General features: G+C 65.6%; 15 protein-coding genes and 1 pseudogene. 1 reads left to right on the top strand and 15 read right to left on the bottom strand.

From position 1 onward, the window contains the following. From ACR65J_RS14365 to ACR65J_RS14325, 9 genes and pseudogenes are all read right to left on the bottom strand, one after another. A pseudogene (locus ACR65J_RS14365) lies at nucleotides 1-302 on the bottom strand (bifunctional D-altronate/D-mannonate dehydratase); the annotation flags it as partial. Between the two features lie 36 nt (nucleotides 303-338). Beyond that, a complete protein-coding gene (locus tag ACR65J_RS14360; protein WP_440170123.1) occupies nucleotides 339-1784 on the bottom strand; it encodes a mannitol dehydrogenase family protein in 1446 nt (481 codons plus the stop codon). Beyond that, nucleotides 1781-3184 carry a glucuronate isomerase gene (gene uxaC, locus ACR65J_RS14355; protein ID WP_440170120.1) on the bottom strand — a complete coding sequence of 468 codons (1404 nt, stop codon included), beginning with the start codon at nucleotides 3182-3184 and terminating at the stop codon, nucleotides 1781-1783. The genes ACR65J_RS14360 and uxaC overlap by 4 nt, the downstream gene beginning before the upstream one ends. Nucleotides 3185-3187: 3 nt before the next feature. After that, on the bottom strand, nucleotides 3188-4093 hold the full coding sequence (locus tag ACR65J_RS14350) for a sugar phosphate isomerase/epimerase family protein (RefSeq protein ID WP_440170118.1): 906 nt from the start codon (nucleotides 4091-4093) through the stop codon (nucleotides 3188-3190). A 4-nt stretch (nucleotides 4094-4097) separates the two neighbouring features. Further along, the gene (locus ACR65J_RS14345) at nucleotides 4098-5261 is read right to left on the bottom strand and encodes a Gfo/Idh/MocA family protein (RefSeq protein WP_440170116.1); all 1164 of its coding nucleotides are present in this window, start codon (nucleotides 5259-5261) and stop codon (nucleotides 4098-4100) included. Then, nucleotides 5258-6106, bottom strand: coding sequence for a sugar phosphate isomerase/epimerase family protein (locus ACR65J_RS14340; protein ID WP_440170113.1), 849 nt, complete (start codon nucleotides 6104-6106; stop codon nucleotides 5258-5260). The genes ACR65J_RS14345 and ACR65J_RS14340 overlap by 4 nt, the downstream gene beginning before the upstream one ends. Before the next feature lie 2 nt (nucleotides 6107-6108). After that, the gene (locus tag ACR65J_RS14335) at nucleotides 6109-7032 is read right to left on the bottom strand and encodes a carbohydrate ABC transporter permease (protein ID WP_440170111.1); all 924 of its coding nucleotides are present in this window, start codon (nucleotides 7030-7032) and stop codon (nucleotides 6109-6111) included. Next, nucleotides 7029-8039 (bottom strand): carbohydrate ABC transporter permease, encoded by a 1011-nt coding sequence (locus ACR65J_RS14330; RefSeq protein WP_440170108.1) that lies wholly within the window; start codon nucleotides 8037-8039, stop codon nucleotides 7029-7031. Before ACR65J_RS14330 ends, ACR65J_RS14335 begins: the two co-directional genes overlap by 4 nt. Before the next feature lie 6 nt (nucleotides 8040-8045). Next, entirely contained in the window at nucleotides 8046-9404 is a 1359-nt protein-coding gene (locus ACR65J_RS14325) for an ABC transporter substrate-binding protein (RefSeq protein ID WP_440170105.1), read from the bottom strand. A 221-nt stretch (nucleotides 9405-9625) separates the two neighbouring features. On the opposite strand from ACR65J_RS14325, the gene ACR65J_RS14320 reads away from it, so the two are divergent. Continuing rightward, complete coding sequence (locus ACR65J_RS14320) at nucleotides 9626-10681, top strand: LacI family DNA-binding transcriptional regulator (protein WP_440170103.1); 1056 nt, start codon at nucleotides 9626-9628, stop codon at nucleotides 10679-10681. Here ACR65J_RS14320 and ACR65J_RS14315 read toward each other — a convergent pair whose 3' ends face one another. The 6 genes from ACR65J_RS14315 to ACR65J_RS14290 form a co-directional block, all read right to left on the bottom strand. Next, a complete protein-coding gene (locus ACR65J_RS14315) occupies nucleotides 10682-12397 on the bottom strand; it encodes a CocE/NonD family hydrolase (RefSeq protein WP_440170101.1) in 1716 nt (571 codons plus the stop codon). Beyond that, nucleotides 12390-13352 carry an MBL fold metallo-hydrolase gene (locus ACR65J_RS14310; RefSeq protein WP_440170098.1) on the bottom strand — a complete coding sequence of 321 codons (963 nt, stop codon included), beginning with the start codon at nucleotides 13350-13352 and terminating at the stop codon, nucleotides 12390-12392. The genes ACR65J_RS14315 and ACR65J_RS14310 overlap by 8 nt, the downstream gene beginning before the upstream one ends. Continuing rightward, nucleotides 13349-14284 (bottom strand): alpha/beta hydrolase, encoded by a 936-nt coding sequence (locus ACR65J_RS14305; protein WP_440170095.1) that lies wholly within the window; start codon nucleotides 14282-14284, stop codon nucleotides 13349-13351. Before ACR65J_RS14305 ends, ACR65J_RS14310 begins: the two co-directional genes overlap by 4 nt. Before the next feature lie 3 nt (nucleotides 14285-14287). Continuing rightward, on the bottom strand, nucleotides 14288-15430 hold the full coding sequence (locus tag ACR65J_RS14300) for an FAD-dependent oxidoreductase (protein WP_440170093.1): 1143 nt from the start codon (nucleotides 15428-15430) through the stop codon (nucleotides 14288-14290). Nucleotides 15431-15490: 60 nt separating this feature from the next. Beyond that, nucleotides 15491-16444, bottom strand: coding sequence for a phosphotriesterase family protein (locus ACR65J_RS14295; protein WP_440170090.1), 954 nt, complete (start codon nucleotides 16442-16444; stop codon nucleotides 15491-15493). A gap of 63 nt (nucleotides 16445-16507) precedes the next feature. Then, nucleotides 16508-17521: a phosphotriesterase family protein gene (locus ACR65J_RS14290; RefSeq protein ID WP_440170088.1), complete on the bottom strand. Its 1014-nt coding sequence runs from the start codon at nucleotides 17519-17521 to the stop codon at nucleotides 16508-16510. Nucleotides 17522-17572: the final 51 nt, after the last annotated feature.

The following is a 17572-nucleotide window of genomic DNA, read 5'->3' as shown; positions in this document are numbered from 1 at the left end:
GCGAGCTTGCCCTTGATATCCCACAACGCCATGTCCACCGCAGCGATCGCCGCCATCGTCACCGGACCCCGCCGCCAATACGAGGATCGGTACAGGAACTGCCACGTGTCCTCGATCCGGTGCGGATCCTTCCCGATCAACAACTGCGCAACATGCTCCTTCAAATACGCGGCAACAGCCAACTCCCGCCCGTTCAGCGTGGCATCACCAATCCCGGTCACACCATCCTCGGTAGTAATCCGAAGGGTCACAAAGTTCCGGGACGGACTGGTAACAAACACATCGGCGGCAACGATTTTCATGGGACTAACTGTTCCTTCCGGAAGTAAGAGCGGGATTCAGGTACGTGCAGGGGTGGCAGCCGTATTGGTGGCGAAGGATCCGCACAGCCGGGAAACAAGGGCGACGACGTCAGGGTCGTCCGCGAGGGCAGCGCTGACCAGTCGAAGCAGGGCCTGGAGCCGTTCAGTTCCCTCAAGCGCAACTGCAGCGCGGATTTCGGAGGCGAGCGGATCCTGGAAGTCGTTTCCTGCGACAACATAGTCAATCCACGCGGCAAGCATCAAAGCACTGCCTGCCCCACTGCGCCCGGCAATCCGTTCGGCCGTCAAGACGGGGACGGAACGCATCCGCAGTTTCGTCGTGGCATCGGCCGCGATCTGGGCGAGCCGGTGGGCGATGCGAGCGTTTCCGAAGCGTTCCAGCAGGGCCTGCCGGTAGGCCGGAATGTCCAGCGCTTCCCCGTGCAGGTGGTGCGCCGCCTCGTCCCAGAAGTCCTCCACAGCCTGCCGGCACACGGGATCTGCCAGGGCCTCGGCCACGGTGGCGTGCCCGCGGAGCTGCCCGGCATACGCCAGGATGGAGTGGGAACCGTTGAGGAGCCACAGTTTACGGTTCTCGTACGGTTCGATGTCATCCACGAAGATTGCCCCGGCGTCCTCCCAGCGCGGCCTCCCTGCGGGAAAATCACCGCTGAGCACCCAGTTCCGGAACGGTTCGGCCACCACCGGCGAGCAGTCGGAGTAGCCGCACTGCTCCGCCACTTCCGCTACGTCCTCCTCGGTGGTCCGCGGCGTGATGCGGTCAACCGACGTGCTGACGAAGCTGACGTTCGCCCCGATCCACTCGACCAGCCCGGGACCCCAGCCCGAGGCAAGGCCCAGGACCGCGCGGCGGGCAACCTCACCGTTGGCGGAGAGGTTGTCGCAGCTGACGACGGCGATCGGTCCCCCGCCGCTGTCCCGGCGCCCCGCGAGGGCCAACACCAGCCGTCCCACCGGCGTTCGCGGAACGCCTTGCCCTTCCGCCCGGGGTCCGCCGGACGCAGCCGCGGACAACGCGCGGAGGTCATCCGCTACACCCGGAGCATCGGCGTCGAACGTTCCATCCGCAGCCAGCCCGTAGGCAGCCTCGGTGATGGTCAGCGTAACGATCGCGGTCTCTTTCGCCGCCACAAGTTCACACAGGCGGCCCACGTCGGCCCCGTCCACAGCCTCCACGATGCTGCCGATGACTTCGAAACTGTCACCGCCGGCCGACCGCTCCACCAGCGTGTAGAGGCAGTCCTGGCCGGACAATGCTGCCGCGGCGTCGGGACGGCGGCCCGTGAACGCGGCGATCCCCCACTCCCCCGCGTCGCCGGCATGCTGCGTGTACCAGGCCTGGTGGGACCGGTGGAACGCGCCGAGGCCAAGGTGCACGATCCGCACCGGAGCCTTGGGCAGCGGTTTCAGGTTGCGGTCCAGGGCAGGAAGTGAGCCCAGGGCAGTCGGGACGGCGTTCACAGCTTGAACACCCGCCGTGGTGACTCGTCGATGATGTCCATGATCAGCTCGTGGGCCCGCTCCTCGGTGATGCGGTGCTCAGCCACCAACCGCGCCAGGAATGACGCCTCGATGCGGCGGGCGGTGTCGTGCCGGGCCGGGATGGAGCAGAAGGCCCTGGTGTCATCGATGAACCCCGAGGACCGCGAGAACCCTGCCGTCTCCGTGACCGCGGACCGGAACCGGAGCATGGCGTCGGGCGCATCCAGGAACCACCACGGCGCCCCCAGATAGACGGAGGGGTAGAAGCCGGCCAGTGGGGCCAGTTCGCGGGAAAACACCGTCTCGTCCAGGGTAAACAGGACCAGGTGGAAGTCCTTGGCCGTCCCGAAGTCCTGCAGCAGCGGGCGGACGGCCTCGGTGTAGTTGACCGCCACCGGGATATCGTGCCCGGTGTCGGCACCGAACGCCTCGAACGTGGGCGCATGGTGATTGCGGAACGAGCCGGGATGGATGGTCATGACCAGTCCGTCCTCCACCGACATCCGTGCCATCTGGTAGATCATGTGCGCTTCGAAGGCGTCCCGGTCCGCAGCAGTCGCCTGGCCTGACCTGCCACGCTCGAAAAGCCGCTCCGCCTCGCCGTCGTCCAGCTTCAAGGTGGTGGGCGTGAACACGCCGTGGTCCGCGGACACCGCGCCCCGCTCCACGAAGTGGCGCCGGCGCGTCTCGAGAGCATTGATGTAGCCCGCGTAACCGGAAGCGCCCTCCCCGGCCGAGCCGATCAGGCGCTCCACGTTGTCCTGCCAGGCCGGGTGCGCCATGTTCAGGTACTGGTCCGGCCGGAAGGTGGGCAGCACCCGGGCAGCAAACGAGGGGTCGGCGTGCAGGGCTGCGTGGCTGTCCAGCGAGTCCAGGGGGTCATCGGTGGTGGCGAGCACCTCGATGTTGAATTCCTTGAACAGCTCCCGGGGCCGGAAACCCGGTTCGGAGAGCTTGGCTTGCAGCGCGTCGTACAGCCGGTCCGCGTTCTCCGCGGAGGGTTCCTCAGGGAGGCCGAACACGTGGGCGAATTCCTGCCGGATCCAGTATCCGGACGCCGTTCCCTCGAAGTGGGGCCACGCCTCGCAGAAATGGCGCCACACCTGCCGCGAGTCGGCGGGCTGGCTGCCCAGGCCCAACTGGTCCATGGGCAGCCCTCCGGCGTGGATCAGCCTGGTGACGTAGTGGTCCGGAGTGACCAGCAGGGCGGCGGGGTCAGGAAAGGGGGTGTTCTGTTCGATGACTCCCGCGTCGACGTGCCCGTGCGGGGAAATGATCGGCAGCCCCTCCACCTTTTTGAAAAGTGACCGCGCGATGTCCCGGACTCCGGGATCGGCCGGCAGCAGCCTGTCCGGGTGGTCCGCTATTGGCTGTCCCATGGGTCACTGCCTCACTGCCGGGACGGAAAGCCCTGCGAGGGCGGCCGTGGAGCGGAGGTAGTCGAGGTTGTCCGCCGTCCGCTCTGCCAGCGGGAGTTCCGTGGAGAAGTCTTCAACGGTCACCCACCCGTCATAGCCAAAGGCCGCGAGCGCTTCGAAGTACTGGAGGACGCTGCCTTGGCCCGAACGGAGCGGAACCCACTCGTTGCGGAAGACAGCGGCGCCGGACTCATCGGTGTCGCCGCTGTTAACCCAGACCGCGTTCTTCACGTGGACGTGGGCCAGGTAGTCGCCCAGGAGCTCGAACGCAGGGAGGTAATCCTCCTGCCCTTCGATGAGCAGGTTGCCAAGGTCATGGATGACTCCAACGTGCCTCGGGTCCAGTCCTTCCAGCAGCCGGAGTGCCGAGGAGGCGGAGGCGGTGATGGTGCGGTGATGCAGCTCCACCAGGGCCTTGACGCCGTGGTGGGCCGCCCGTTCGGCGATCCACTCAAAATCACGGCGGGCACGGGCGAAGAGCTCAGGGTAGGGCGTGCCGCTGGCTGGTTCGTTTCCCCACGCTGCAGTTCCCAACGGAAGAGTTGTTACCCGGACCTGGCCGGCGCCCAACCGGGCGGTGGCGGCAAGCATCCGGTCAACGTCCGCATGGTTGTCGCACCGCGCGTACCCGCCGATGCCGGAGAACTGCAGTCCCGCGCTGCCCGTGATGGCCGCGATCCGGTCCAGGTGCTCCTCCATTCCGGTGAGCGGGACGGTGGCCTTGTTGCCGGCCCAGAAGCCTGGTTCAGCAGCGTCGGCCTGGTCGGTGATGCGCCATTCCACGCCGTCCCAACCCTGGTTGGCGAGCTGCTCCACTGCCTCTTCCGGTGTCCATTCAGGGGTTGATGCCGTAAATACTGAAAACTTCATTGTCCTAGGCGCTTTCTGCCGCATTGTTTCCGGTGCGGACTTCCAGGTCGTTGTACTTGCCCGCCAGCACGTCGTCGAAGAGGACGGGCTGGCCCAGGGTGGCCGAGACGTAGACGGCCCGCACGGCTGCGAGGGCGTTGACGGCGTCGCTGACGGTCACACCGGGCTGCCTCCCGCCGGCGATGGCGGCCAGGATGTCCCGGTACTGCCGGACGTGCCCGGCGGGGTAAACGGTGGGGTCCGCGGCTTTATAGTCTTCCTCCGGGTACTTGGCCAGTTCCTCTTCGGCCTGGTTGCCCCCGCCCTGGAGGCCCATGTCCGCGGACTCACCGCCGGCGTCCCTGCTGTGGAAGTACTGCAGCCGGTCGTTGTCCACCACTGCTGATCCTTCGGATCCCATGAGCTGCACGCGGACGGTCAGACCGGGGTAGGCCGCGGTGGTGGCGTGCAGGACTGCCAATCCACCGTTCTCGAAGGTCACGGTGGCAACGGCGGTGTCTTCCACTTCAATCCGGTCATGGGCCAGCCTGGCGGTGTGCGCGTGGATTTCCACGGGACGTCCCATGAACCAGAGCAGGAGGTCCACGGTATGGACGCCCTGGTTCATAAGCGCGCCGCCGCCGTCCATGGCCCAGGTGCCGCGCCAGTCGCCGGAGTCGTAGTACCCCTGACTCCGCCACCAGGCAACTGAAGCAATGGCAGAGGTCAGCCGGCCGAAGCGGCCCTTGGTGATGGCATCGGCGACAGCCACGCTGGACTGGTCAAAACGGTGTTGGCTGATGACGGAGGCCACGATCCCCTTGCCCGCAGCTTCCTTTGCGGCGGCTTCGATTTCCTGGGCCCGCGTGAGGTCCACGTCCAGGGGCTTTTCAATGACCACGTGCTTGCCGGCCGCCAGGACTTCCAGGCCCTGCTGGATGTGGAGGCCACTGGGCGTTGCCAATGCAACCAGATCAATGTCCTCAGCCGCGAAGGCTTCGGCCAGGGTGCTGAACTGCGGCGGCCGCTGCCCGCCCTGTTTCTCGATGAAGTCGGCGAGCGCTTCGGATGCCGCCGGAATGGCATCGACGAGCGCCACGATCCGGGCTTCCGGGAACTGTTGGAGGGCTACGGCGTGGGTGCGCCCAATGACGCCGCATCCGGTGATGGCTACGTTCAAGGTGCTCATGCGGTCTGGACTCCTGCTTCTGCGGTGACTTTTGCGAAGGCGCGCGCTGCGATACCGAAGGCGGTGGGGCCGGAGAAGCCGCCCAGGCCGTGTGCACCGGCCAGGTGCGGCTCCAAGGAGGCGAAGCCTTCATAGCCGTCGGCCTTGAGCGCTTCGACGGTGCGGAGGAGGTCGCCGTCCCCTTCGCCGGCCGGCGTTACGTGGCCGTTGGAGAAGAGCGCGTCTTTGACCTGCAGGTACTCAAGGTGCGGGCGCAGCTTCGCGTAGCCCTCGTCGAAGGGTTTGACCCCTACCTGGACGAAGTTGGCGGCATCCCAGGCAACCTTCAGGGCGGGCGAATTCACGGTCTCAATAATGTCCAGCACCCGGTCTGGAACGTCCCCGAAGATGTCCTTCTCGTTCTCGTGCAGGAGGATCACGTCGGCTTCCTCCGCGACGTCGGCCAGGGCCCGCATACGTTCAATGACGGCGTCGCGGATGCTCTCCACTTGTACCGATTCGCCATAGTAGAAGGAGAAAATGCGGATGTATCGCGCGCCAAGGACCTTGGCAGCGTTCGCTGCGCGGCGCAGCCGTTCCACTTCGTGCTCCACGGGAAGGCTGACGTCCACCTTCCCGATGGGTGAAGCGATGGCTGAAACCTTCATGCCCTTGTCGGCGAGCAGTGAGGCGAGTGCCTGCAACTGCTCATCGCTGAGGTCGACGATGTTCGTACCCCATGCGCTGCGGACCTCGATGTGGTTGGCTCCGAGGGCCTGCAGCACCGCGATCTGGATTGCTGGGTCGTCGTCGATCTCGTCGCCGAAGCCTGACAGCTGCCAGGTGACCTGGGTGGTCGAAACCATGGTTATTTAACTCCTCCGGCGGTCAGCCCGCCTACTAGGTAACGCTGGAATATCAGGTAGAGAATGACCACTGGTGCGGCACAGACCAGCGCCGCCGCCATCATCTGGCCGTAGTAGGGAATAGCGCCGCCTTCCTGCGAGGCACCAAAGATTTGGAGTGCGACGGCGGCGGTCTGGCTTTCCGGGCGCGTCATCACCGAGGCGAACAGGACGTCGTTCCAGCCGAGCAGGAAGGCGAAGATGCCTGAGACGACAATGCCGGGCCAGCTCAGCGGCAGGATGATCCGGAAGAGCACTCCCAGGTTGGACGCGCCGTCGATACGGGCGGCCTCCTCCAGTTCCTTGGGAAGCCCACGAAGATAAGTGACCATCACCCAGGTGGAGAACGGCATGGCGAAGGTCAGGTACGTGACAAACAGGCCCCACTGGGTCCCAATGACCTGGATCCCGAGATAGGTCGCAGCCGAGGAAAACAGCACGAAGACCGGCAGTACCATCAGGGTTCCGGGGACGGACTGCAGTGCCAGCAGGCCGCGCAGGATGGTCAGCCGCCCGCGGAAGGTGTAGCGGACCAGGACGAAAGCGGTGGAAATGGACAGCGCGGCGGAGACCACAGCGGTTGCCCCGGCCACCAGGACGCTGTTGGTAAGGCCCGTGGCCAGGCCCACGCTGGTCCAGATCTTCGAGTAGTTTTCGAACGTCACCGAGGACGGCCAGAACTCGCCGTTGGCCACACCGATGTCCGAGTTCACCGAGGCCAGGAAAATGTACAGCACGGGAGTCAGGACCAATACGCCCAGGAACACCAGGATGACGATCAGCAAGGGGGTGGGAAGAAGGCGCAGGACCTCGTGCTGGCGGTGCGAACCGGGGCGGTCAATGTGGAGGGTGTCCGGACTTTGCCGGGTGGCTGTCGTGGTGCTCATTTCTTGCCTCCTGGTGTTTCGGCGTCGTCAAGCTTGACGGCACGCAGGTAGACGAACAGCGGGATGGCGATGAGCACCAGGGAGATGAAGGCCATCGCCGCGCTCAGGCCAAACCGGAAGCTCTGGAAGCTCGTGACGTACGTCAGGATGGGGAGGACCTCGACGTCGGCGGGGGCCGGGACGCCGAAGAGCACGAACGGAAGGGTGAAGTTGTTGATGTGGTGCAGCATCCCGATCAGGAAGGCCAGCGACAGCGGGCCCTTGAGGTAGGGGAAGACCACGTACCGCAACTTGTTCCACCACAGCGCACCGTCGAGGGCCGAGGCCTCATGCACCTCATGGTCAACGGACTGCAGGCCGGAGAGCGCCAGCAGGTAGATGAACGGCCAGGACGCCCAGATCTGGACCAGGACCAGTGTCCAGAAGGTCTGCGGCCCGTTGAGCCACAGCCCCACGTGGATCCCCACTGTGCCCAACGCTTCGTCCACGATGCCGCCGGGCTGGAGCATGGTCCGCCAGACAGTGGCCACCACGAAGGATGGGAGGACGTACGGGATCAGGAAGATGGAGCGGATCACTGCCCGCCCCTTGAAGGCGTTCTGGGTGGCCACAGCGGCGGCGATGCCCAGCGGCAGCGTGACCACCATGGCCAGGAGTGAGTAGCTGACGCTGAGCCAGACGGCGTGCAGCAGCGGCGAAGCAGTGACAGCTTCAACGAAGTTTTCGGCTCCGATGAGCGGTGCACTGATCCACTTCCGCAGGGTGTATTGGTCCAGGTTGAGGACCGACATGTAGATGCCCAGCAGGAGCGGGAGCACGATGATGATGATCATCAGGGCCCCGCCGGGGATCAACATCCAGAGCGGCCGGTTGCGTTCGCTCAGTCCCTTGCGGCGCTTGCCGCCCTTGTGGCCGGGCTGCTGCCCGGCGTCATCCGCGTTCCGGGGCGCCCGGCTTGCGGCGGTATCCGCCGCAAGCCGGACTTCATGTGAGGCGTCGGTTGACATCAGGACTTATCCTTTGGAGGCCCGGTCCAGGGAAGCCTGGCCCTTGTTCTGGGCGTCCTTGATCCTTTGGTCCAGGGCAGAATCGTCCACCTTGCCCGCGGCCAGGTCCGGAATGGACTGGACGGTGACATTCAGGAGTCCGAGCTGGATATCGCCCCAGGCACCGGTAAAGGGTGTCGCCTTGGACTTGGCAGCGGCGTCAGCCATCGGCTTGAGCTTCGGATCGGTCAGGCTGGCGAGGGCCTCGGCGTTGGCCGGCAAATCGCCGAAGATCTTCTGGTAGTTCAACTGCTCATCCTTGGACGTGATCAGCTTGATGTAGGCGAACGCGAGATCCTTCTGCTTGGAGTAGTCGGCCACCACCAGGTTGTCACCGGAGAGGATGCTGGCTGCATCACCGTCGGACTTGGACTGCGTCTCACCCGGGGGGATGGTGGGCATCAGCGTGTACTCGTATTTGCCGGCGATGGCCGACTTATCGAGCGTCGGGATAGAGGTGCCAGTGGTCATCATCAGGTAGCCGGCCTTGCCGCTGGCAAAGGCCGCCACGGCGTTGCTGTTGCTCCAGCCGACGGAAGCAGGGTCAACAACCTTGTCGTCGGTCAGCCAGCCGAAGTAGGTTTCGTAGGCCTTCTTGACGGTGGGGTCGTCCATCTTCAGCTTGTTGCCATCAACCAGCGGATTGCCGGCCTGCACGGCCATGGCCCAGATGAACTTCCAGGGATCGTAGTTGTCCTTGTAGCCGGTGGCGATGCCGTAGGTATCACCCTTGGTCATCTTCTTTGCCTGGGCTGCCAGTTCGTCCCAGGTGGTGGCGGGCTTGTCGATGCCGGCCGCTGCCAGCAGATCCTTGTTGTAGGCCATCACGAACGGACGGCTCACGAAGGGGATGCCCGCCTGGTGGTCCTTGTCCGGCCCGGAAATTCCCAGGGCGGCCTGGTTGAAGCGGTCCTTGCCGCCCACTGCCTTCCAGTCGTCATCCGAGAGGGTGACAAAAGCCTTGGTGGCGTAGGCCGTGGGAGTGAAGGTGGTCCCGAGCCCGTAAATATCAGGGCCCTGGCCCGACACGACCGAGGTCTGGATCCGGGTGAGCTCGTCATTGGCCGAGGCGAAGGTCTCAAATTTCACGTCGGCGCCGGTTTCAGCCTTGAACTTGGCGGCGATGTCGCTCTGCCACTGTTTCTGCTGTTCGGGGTACTGGGCCAGGACGCCGGTCAGGACATTGAGGGTCTTGCCCGTTCCGTCCACCTTTCCACCCGCATTGGAACCTCCGCCGCTTCCGGAGCCTCCGGACCCACAACCGGTCAGGGCGAGTGCTGCAGCCGTGACAATTGCCGCGAGCCCAGTAGTCGATTTAAACCTCATTGTTTTTCTCCTCTTGGACACCCGCATGGCCACATCCGTCCTGTGGCGGAGATCACTGCAGGCGACTCGAAAGTCAGTCTAGGAAGATGGCAAGTGCGTGGCAAGCGGTTGCCAAAAGTTGCCATAAATGCTCAGATTGAGTTCAACAGGATTCCGGGAACGAGTAGCCTTGGAGACCCCACTTGGCCGGTTTTATCCCGGTCCGCGAGGAAGGCCCACTGATGGCAGACCCAGCAGCGACGGCGTCGTCAGTCCCGGCAGGCCTTGACGGGGGCACCCGGCGGGACCGCCCTCCCACCATCCGGGACGTGGCGGAGCTCGCCGGGGTGGCCACCTCCACCGTGTCGCGGGCTCTCGCCCGGCCCGACCGGGTCAACCCGCGGACCCGGATCCGGATCGAGGAAGCGGCAGCGGAGCTCAATTACGTGCCCAGTTCCCAGGCCCGCGGGCTAAGCTCCGGGCGGACCAACGCCGTGGCGGTGCTGGTGCCCGACATCACCAATCCGTTCTACTTCGACATCATCCGCGGCACCCAGCACCAGCTCAAAGCCGCCGGAGTCACCCAACTCCTGGTGGATACCGAGGAGTCCAGCGAAATGGAACTGGATGCGCTGCATAAAATGCGCAAATCCGCCGACGGCTTCATCCTTGCCGCCTCGCGCCTGACGGATGCCCAGCTGGCAGAGGTCTCGCAGTCGCAACCCCTGGTGACGTTCAACCGCGCCTCCACCAGCGCGCCGACCGTGATGATCGATACGCCGTCCGCCATCATCCAGGCCCTGGAGCATTTGGCCTCGCTGGGCCACCACAAGGTCTGTTACGTTGCCGGGCCACCCACCTCGTGGTCCAACCAGATGCGGTGGAAGGTCTTCGAAGAGGACGCCACCAAGCGCGGCATGGAGGTCCACCGGATTGGCCCCTACACCCCGAAGACCACCTCGGGCGCGGCAGCGGCAGATGCAGCGGTGAGGACAGGCGCCACAGGCTGCATCGTCTTCAACGACCTTCTCGCCATCGGCATGCTCCAGCGCCTGCAGGCCCGCGGGATCCGGGTCCCCGCTGACATGAGCATCATCGGCTCGGATGATATTTTCGGAGCGGACTTCTGCAATCCGCCGCTGACCACCATCTCCAGTCCCATCGAGCAGGCCGGCAGGGTGGCGGTGTCCATGCTGCTGGCCCAGCTCAACCCGTTGTCGGGAAGCGCCAGCCGGCAGCTCGCCGTCATGCCCACGCACCTGACCATCAGGGATTCCACGGGGCCTGCCCCGACCTGATCAGCCCACCGTGAAGGGCAGGACCAGCCGGGACTGGTGGTGCGCGTCGCGGTAGATCTTGTGCGTGACCGGCCTGCCCACCGGGAGGTGGAAGGCGTCGGGCGGGAGCAGCGCGTTGTGTTCGTCGGCGAGCGGCTCGCCGTTGGACAGCTCCACGACCAGGCGGTGCCCGGGGTTGAAGGTGTTGGCGAACGGGTAGAGGCGGACCACGTATTCCTCGATCCTCCCCGGCTCCACGGGAACCGCGCGGGTGTGCGGGTGGTAGGGGTTGCCCTCCGTGGTGCGGTCATCGAGTTCGCGGTGGGAGGCTTTCAGGTAGCCGGTGGTGATGAGCTGCCGCTTCCCGTTCGGCGCGGCATCCCACAGGCGCAGGATGAAGTTGGTGTCAGGCTGGTCGATTTCGGCGAAAATGTGGGCGGCGCCGGCCCCGATCATCTCGGTGGGCTCTTCAAACGTTTCCGTGCTCCAGCTGATGATCTGCACCTTGTCGGTGACGGTCAGCGGCGCCTGGTAGAAGCCGTCGGGGGCGGCGTACTCGGTGCCCATCAGCTCGGGTTCAGTGGAGAGCCTGTGCCGCGGGCGAAGGTACAGGGCCCGGTAGTCAATCTCCTTGGGCGGCCATGCTTCGGCTGTCACCACATCCCGGGAGCCTTCCACGAAGACGGACACAGCGGGTTCGTCCATCACGCCGTTGTCGATGCCCTTGATCCAGTAGTCGTACCAGCGGAACATCTTATCGTGCTCTTCGATGAAGGGCCGGGACTGCATGGGCGGGTACGGTCCGATGTCCAGCTTCTTCGGCCCCTTGAGCGCGTTGAACAGCTCGATGGTGCCGTCCAGCGTCCAGCCGCGGCCCTGGTCCAGCTGCAGCCACACCGGAATGTCGATGTTCGGGGTCAGGGTGATGGGATTGCGCTCTTCGTACCAGTCGCCGTCGAGCTCGTTCATGACGATGTCGAACCACGCCTCATGGTTCGTCGGGTAGTTCAAGACGTGGACCAGGTTGGGCCACGCCGCGACGTCCGGGTCCTGCAGGCGCTTGGCCACGAGCTCCTTGAGTTTTTCCGGGGAGTACTTTTCGATCATCCGGGACTTCACCCGGTCCGTGAAGGCCCAGCCCGAGTCCCCTCCCCTGCCCTCGCGGGCGGCCCGGGGCATGAACCACATGACGCCACCGTGGTAGGTGGTCTCGTAGAAGTCATAGTGTCCGCCGGAGACGAAGATGGCTTTCAGGTGGGGCGGGCGTTCGGCGGCGGCGAGGACCTGCATGGACCCGAAGTAGGAGATGCCCACCATGCCCACGTTGCCGTCGCACCAGGGCTGCTCCGCCACCCATTCGATGAAGTCGTAGGCGTCCTGGCCCAGGGACACTCCCCCGGCGTTGTAGTTGCCGATGTGTTCGCCGCCGGAATGTCCGGAACCGCGCAGGTCGCCGATGACGTGGACGTAGTCTTCCGTGACGATCCGGGCAATGTCGCCGGCCTCGATGCAGCCGTCCCACATGGGGCTGGGCCGGCGCTGCGGCGGGGTGGTCAGGGCCAGGGCCTGGAGCTCCTTGCCGTAAGGGCTCAATGCCACCAGCGCCGGACGCGGCTTGTCGTCGGTGCCCTGGTAGGCGTCGGCGGCCAGCTCAACCCCGTCCCGCATGGGGACGCGCAGGTCCTTGCGGACGGCAATCTTCTGCCCGCCGGCGTCGATCGTCTGGTACTCAGCCATGGTTGCGAACGCTCCTCTGGAAAGACGTGGTGGTGGACTGGGTTCGATAGCCGTTCATCGTGGTGAAAAAGGGCGAGGGCTCAAGGGCGGGATCGCCGTCGTAATCAAGCTCCCGGGCGACCGGGGCGAACGGCGAGTACGGGGATTGCGTTTCCTGGAGGCCCGCGGCCAGGCAGCCGCACGCGGCATCGCTTACTCGCGCCTCGATCTGCAGGCTTTCCGTGAGGGCCTCGCGGGCCCCAGCAGCATCAAGTTCCACACCGTAGGGCGTCCCGTCCGAACGACGGTATGGGTGCCCCAGGTACAGGTGCCGCGGGCGGACCTCGTCGCGAAGGTACTCCAGGCTGGATCGGTAGCCGGCCGGGTCCACGTAGCCGGGGAACCCATTGGCCGCGCCGTGGACCTGCACGGCGTCGCCAACGAAGACGTCATTCTGGCCGTCGATGACGTAGGCCACCGAACCCGGCGTGTGGCCCGGAACCGAGTGGACGGACACGGTGACATCACCGCCCAGGGAAATGGTTTCACCGCCGCGCACCAGCATGGACGGCTCCATCTCCCCCGAGATGACGGCGTTTGCCGCCGCCAATTGCCTGGCCTCGCCCTCGGGATCCTGCAGGTACCGGCCCCGGCCTGAAAGGTATTCGTCAACGTGGGCCCGGCGTGAGCGGAGCATGGGGGCATCGGCCTTATGAATGACCACCTTGGCGCGCCGCCCGGTGAGCTCCCACAGTGCATGCGCGCCGCCGATGTGGTCGATGTGCCCGTGGGTGAGCAGGATCCAGCGGACGTCCTCGATGCGGCGGCCGATGGCCTCCAGAGCCGGCGCCATTCCCTCCGCAGGGGACGACGAGATTCCGGTGTCCACGATGGCCGGCTCCGCAGCATCGATGAAGAAGCTGTAGAGCCCAAACCTGCCCCAAGGGGACACCAGCGGGTGGACGGCGACCGTCATTTCGCTGCCTTCGGGGCGCCGTTCAGGAATTCTGCCGTCTCCTCGAATGCCCGGTAATACTCCGGGATCCAGGAGAAATTCTGGATGAAGCCGTGGTTGGCCCCCGCATACCGGCTGACGGTGACGGGCACGCCGGCCTCTTCCAGCCGCCGGCCGTACAGCTCGCCTTCATCCCGTAGGGGGTCGTGCTCGGCCGTGATGATGAGCGCTGCGGGCAGGCCGGTGAGGTCCTGCCGCTTGATGGGCGAGACAAGGGGGTCGGCAGGGTCGGCCCCGCTGTTGAGGTAGAAGGCGTTGAACGGCTTAAGGCCTGCCGTCTCCAGTCCGTACCCTTCTGCGTTTTCGCGCATGGAGGGGTAGCGGTCCTCGTCGAAGTCCAGGTCTACGGAGGGGTAGAACAGGATCTGGTGGGTGATGCCCGTGAAGCCGTCATCATGGGCCATGGCGGCGACGGCGGCGGCGAAGTTGGCGCCCGAGCTGTCGCCGGCCACCGCAAGGGTGCCGTCCCAGCCCAGGCTTTCACCTTGGGCAGCGGTCCAGCGGACCACGCCGTAGCAGTCCTCCAGCCCGGCAGGGAAGGCCGCCTCCGGAGCCAGCCGGTAGCCCACCGAAATGACCTTGCGGCCGGTTTCCCTGGCGAGCGAGCGGGCCACATGGTCGTGGGTCTCCAGGCTGCCGAGGAAGAACGCGCCGCCGTGGAAGTACACCAGCAGGCCGAAGGTGTCCGCGTCCGTGGGGGTGTAGATACGGACGGGCACGTCGCCGGCCCGGGTCTGTGCCGTGACGTCGTCGACGGCGTGGAGCGGCAGGCGCTTTTCGGCAGCCGGGATCTGGGCTGCTTCGCCGGCACGCATGGCGTGCGGGTCCAGCGGCGAGCCGTCCGGGGCGGGCAGGGTGCCGAGGACCTTGGCGATCTCACGGTGGATGGTCATGGATCAGGCCCTTACTGGTTCGGCAGGCGCCTGCGACGCAGGTTTTTGGGAAGCTGGCTTTTGTCCTGGGAAGACGTCGTTGACCTCTTCCTCGCTCCACCCCTGGCGGGAAATGCGCTGCAGTTCATCGGTGACCGGCTTGCGGGTGGCCTGGAACAGGGCCAGCGCTTCCTTGACCGAGCCGGCCTCCGCCAGGGCATCCGCGAGCGCTCCCGCATCCTCGATGGCGGAGTTGGCACCCTGGCCCTGGTGGTGGAGCATCGAGTGGGCGGCGTCTCCCATCAGCACCACCGAGTCGGTATGCCAGGTGTCCACGGGATCGATGTCGTACACGGCGCGGACGTTGACCGTGTCCATGTCCAGGCCGCGGGCAATGCTGACGATGCGCTCGTCAAAGCCTTCGACTGTTGCCAGCAGGTCTTCCTTGGTGATGGCCGGCGCCCAGGTCCCGTCCGGGTTCAGTGCCGTGATGTCGAAGGACATCTGGTTGCGGTGCCGCAGCGGCAGCAGGTAGACCTTGGTCCCCTTGCCGATGTACATGCGCAGGTTGTCATCCACCACCATTCCGTGGGAATCGGCGGCGGAGATCACGGCGCGGTAGGCATGCTCTCCGGAGAAGACCGGCGGCTTGTCGCTGAACAGCTGCTCGCGCACCACGGACTTGATACCGTCGGCACCCACCACAAGGTCCGCTTCCACGGTCTTGCCGTCGGCGAAAGCAAGCACAGACCGGTCGCCCTCGTCGGTGATGGACTCGAGCTTGTGGCCCAGGTGCACCATGCCCTCCGGGAGGACGCCGAGGAGGGCTTCGATGAAGTCGCCGCGGTGGATCAGGTGGGTCTGCTTCTGGTCACCGTCCTCGGGCCAGGTGTCCTTCATGATCGGGTGGCCCGTGGCGCTGAGGATCTCGAAGTAGTCACTGGGTGAACTCACTGCGGCGATGGCGTCGAAGATACCCCACTGGCGGAAGCGGGACATGGTGGCCGGACGCAACCCGATGCCGGCGCCCACCTCCCGCATCCGGGAGGCCTGCTCATAGACGTTGACGGTGGCGCCAAGCCGGCTCAGTGCCTTCGCGGCGGCAGCGCCGCCGTAGCCTGCGCCGACGATGGCGATGCGGAGGTTCTTGATGTCTTCAGCCTTCATGGGATGAGTCTCTTTCTGCAGCCCAGGCGGCGCCTGGTGGAAGGGGTGTTCGGGTGGCCGTCAGGCCTTGAGGGACAGGAAGTCCGCCGGGTTGTCCTGGAGCAGGAGTTTCAGGGTGGCGTCGTCGATGCCGGCGGCCCGCATGTCCGGGATCATGTCCTCGAAGATGTAGTTGATGGTGTGGCCTTTCACCCCCGGCCAGCCCAAGGGGCTGCAGTTGGCGTCCGCTGAGACGAGCAGCTTGTCCGCGTAGCCCTTGTTCACGAGCTTGACGAAGTGCTCCATGCGCTCGGCGCGCTTCCGTCCCCAGAACGGCGGGTCCGGCAGTTCCAGGTCGTAGCCGAACGTGTCAAAGCCGATCCGGCCGCCTTGTTCGTAGATCCAGTCGTGCGGGGTGATGGGGGCATTCAGGCCGTCGTCGGCGTGGCCGAACAGCACCCGGTCCAGTGGCAGGCCTTCTTCCTTGAAGATTGTCACGGCCGGTTCCGGGTCGATGGCCAGGTGGGTGAGGATGGGGGCTCCGGTAACCACGGCGGCGCGGGCCGCGGCCCGGTAGATCCGCTTGTCCAGGTCCGTCATGCGGCCGCCGCGGCTGACGCCCACCTTGATGACGCCGGCCTTGGCGCCGGTGTCGCCGATGCCCACGGTGATCTCATGGATGAAGACCTTGGCCAAGTAGTCCACCGTGGCGCGGGAGAAGTGGGGCAGCGCGGTGTCGCCGCCCACGAAGCCGGTGCAGGCCACGATGTTGACGCCGGTCTTCCGGGACAGCGACTTGTAGTAGTCGATATCGCGGCCGTTGCAGATGCCGGTGGCGTCCACCATGGTGCCGCCGCCGTATTCGCGGAACTTCCGGAGTTTGGGCACGGTTTCCTCGTAGGCCTGTTCCGGCGTCTTCCACCATTTGGTGTCCAGCTCGGATCCGGGCATGCCGTAGCCGATGTGTTCGTGGACGGCCACGATTTCAAGTTCTTCGGCCGGGATGGTTCCCAGCACTGTATTGACCTTGCTCATGAAAACTTCCTGCTCATTCGTTCACCTCGGAGGGTGAAGGCTTGTGGGAGTGCAGCCGGCTGCTCAGCGGACGGCCAGCAGGGTGCGGGGGTTGTCCACGAGGATGCGCCGAGCGTCGTCGTCGGCCAGGCCGCGGGCTTTTAGGAATGGAACGAAGGTGGCCAGGACGTGGCTGAAGGGAAGGTTGTATTCGGGCAGGCCCTTGGCCACTCCGATGGAATTGCCGGAGAGGATGACCTTGTCCGCGTGGCCGGCGGCGACGAGCTCCAGGACCAGTTCGGCCCGGCCGTGGTCGGTCAGGTAGTCGGGGTGGTCATTGAGGCCCACATGGTCGATGCACACGAAGGCGCCGCGCTCAGCCACCTTGCCGGCGGCGCCGGCAGCGTCGATGCGGTCCAGGCCGCCAACCAGCACGCGGTCCGCGGGAAGCTGCTCATCCAGGACAACGTCCAGGTCGTGGAGGGCATCGGCACCGAAGCGGATGGAGACGGGCACTCCGGTCTCCCGGGCAGCCCGCGCGGAGCCGCGGAACAGGCTCTCCTCCGTGGGGGTCATGCCGGCCCGGTCCGCGACCGTGGCGATCATCCCGGCCGCCGCACGGCGTTCGACCCGAGGGACCACCATCCCGTCAGTGACTTCCCTGGCGAAGAGATCGCTGAACTTTTCGGCCGGCCACGGGGTAGGTGGGTTGGTCTGCGGTGTCAGGAAGTAGCCGCCGAGCTCCTCTTCAGGCCCAAGGCCGGTGGAGGCAATGATGTGTACTCCGGTGGAGCGGGACAGAGCCTCGTACAGCTTGAGGTCGCGGCCATGGAACATGCCCGTGCTGTCGACGATCGTCTGGCCGCCGTGCTGCCGGAAGTCGGCGAGCTTCCCGGCGAGCGCCGCAAAGATTTCCGCCCGGTCCATTGAAATATCGGGGGCGTACTGGGCTCCCGGAAGGACGGACAGCAGCGCTTCATGAACTGCGACCACGCCCAAGTCAGAAGCGGGAACCGGCCCCAGGACCGTGTTGACGGTGCCCTGTTCCGGGGTGGGGACGGGGGCGCCGTGGGAAACGGCGGCCGGATGGTTGCTCACGAAGTTCTCCCTTGAATCCGGGTGCTTTAGTAGGGGTCCCGCCGAGCCCTC

It is taken from the genome of Arthrobacter sp. SAFR-044, from assembly GCF_059414985.1.
This window is presented reverse-complemented; position numbering and strand designations above follow the sequence as displayed.

What these genes read in the sequence shown, in the direction of transcription:
- ACR65J_RS14310 (WP_440170098.1), bottom strand. Translation starts at nt 13,352, where the DNA reads ATGACGGTCGCCGTCCACCCGCTGGTGTCCCCTTGGGGCAGGTTTGGG.
- ACR65J_RS14340 (WP_440170113.1), bottom strand. Translation starts at nt 6,106, where the DNA reads ATGGTTTCGACCACCCAGGTCACCTGGCAGCTGTCAGGCTTCGGCGAC.
- ACR65J_RS14330 (WP_440170108.1), bottom strand. Translation starts at nt 8,039, where the DNA reads ATGTCAACCGACGCCTCACATGAAGTCCGGCTTGCGGCGGATACCGCC.
- ACR65J_RS14325 (WP_440170105.1), bottom strand. Translation starts at nt 9,404, where the DNA reads ATGAGGTTTAAATCGACTACTGGGCTCGCGGCAATTGTCACGGCTGCA.
- uxaC (WP_440170120.1), bottom strand. Translation starts at nt 3,184, where the DNA reads ATGGGACAGCCAATAGCGGACCACCCGGACAGGCTGCTGCCGGCCGAT.
- ACR65J_RS14350 (WP_440170118.1), bottom strand. Translation starts at nt 4,093, where the DNA reads ATGAAGTTTTCAGTATTTACGGCATCAACCCCTGAATGGACACCGGAA.
- ACR65J_RS14345 (WP_440170116.1), bottom strand. Translation starts at nt 5,261, where the DNA reads ATGAGCACCTTGAACGTAGCCATCACCGGATGCGGCGTCATTGGGCGC.
- ACR65J_RS14295 (WP_440170090.1), bottom strand. Translation starts at nt 16,444, where the DNA reads ATGAGCAAGGTCAATACAGTGCTGGGAACCATCCCGGCCGAAGAACTT.
- ACR65J_RS14335 (WP_440170111.1), bottom strand. Translation starts at nt 7,032, where the DNA reads ATGAGCACCACGACAGCCACCCGGCAAAGTCCGGACACCCTCCACATT.
- ACR65J_RS14300 (WP_440170093.1), bottom strand. Translation starts at nt 15,430, where the DNA reads ATGAAGGCTGAAGACATCAAGAACCTCCGCATCGCCATCGTCGGCGCA.
- ACR65J_RS14320 (WP_440170103.1), top strand. Translation starts at nt 9,626, where the DNA reads ATGGCAGACCCAGCAGCGACGGCGTCGTCAGTCCCGGCAGGCCTTGAC.
- ACR65J_RS14315 (WP_440170101.1), bottom strand. Translation starts at nt 12,397, where the DNA reads ATGGCTGAGTACCAGACGATCGACGCCGGCGGGCAGAAGATTGCCGTC.
- ACR65J_RS14305 (WP_440170095.1), bottom strand. Translation starts at nt 14,284, where the DNA reads ATGACCATCCACCGTGAGATCGCCAAGGTCCTCGGCACCCTGCCCGCC.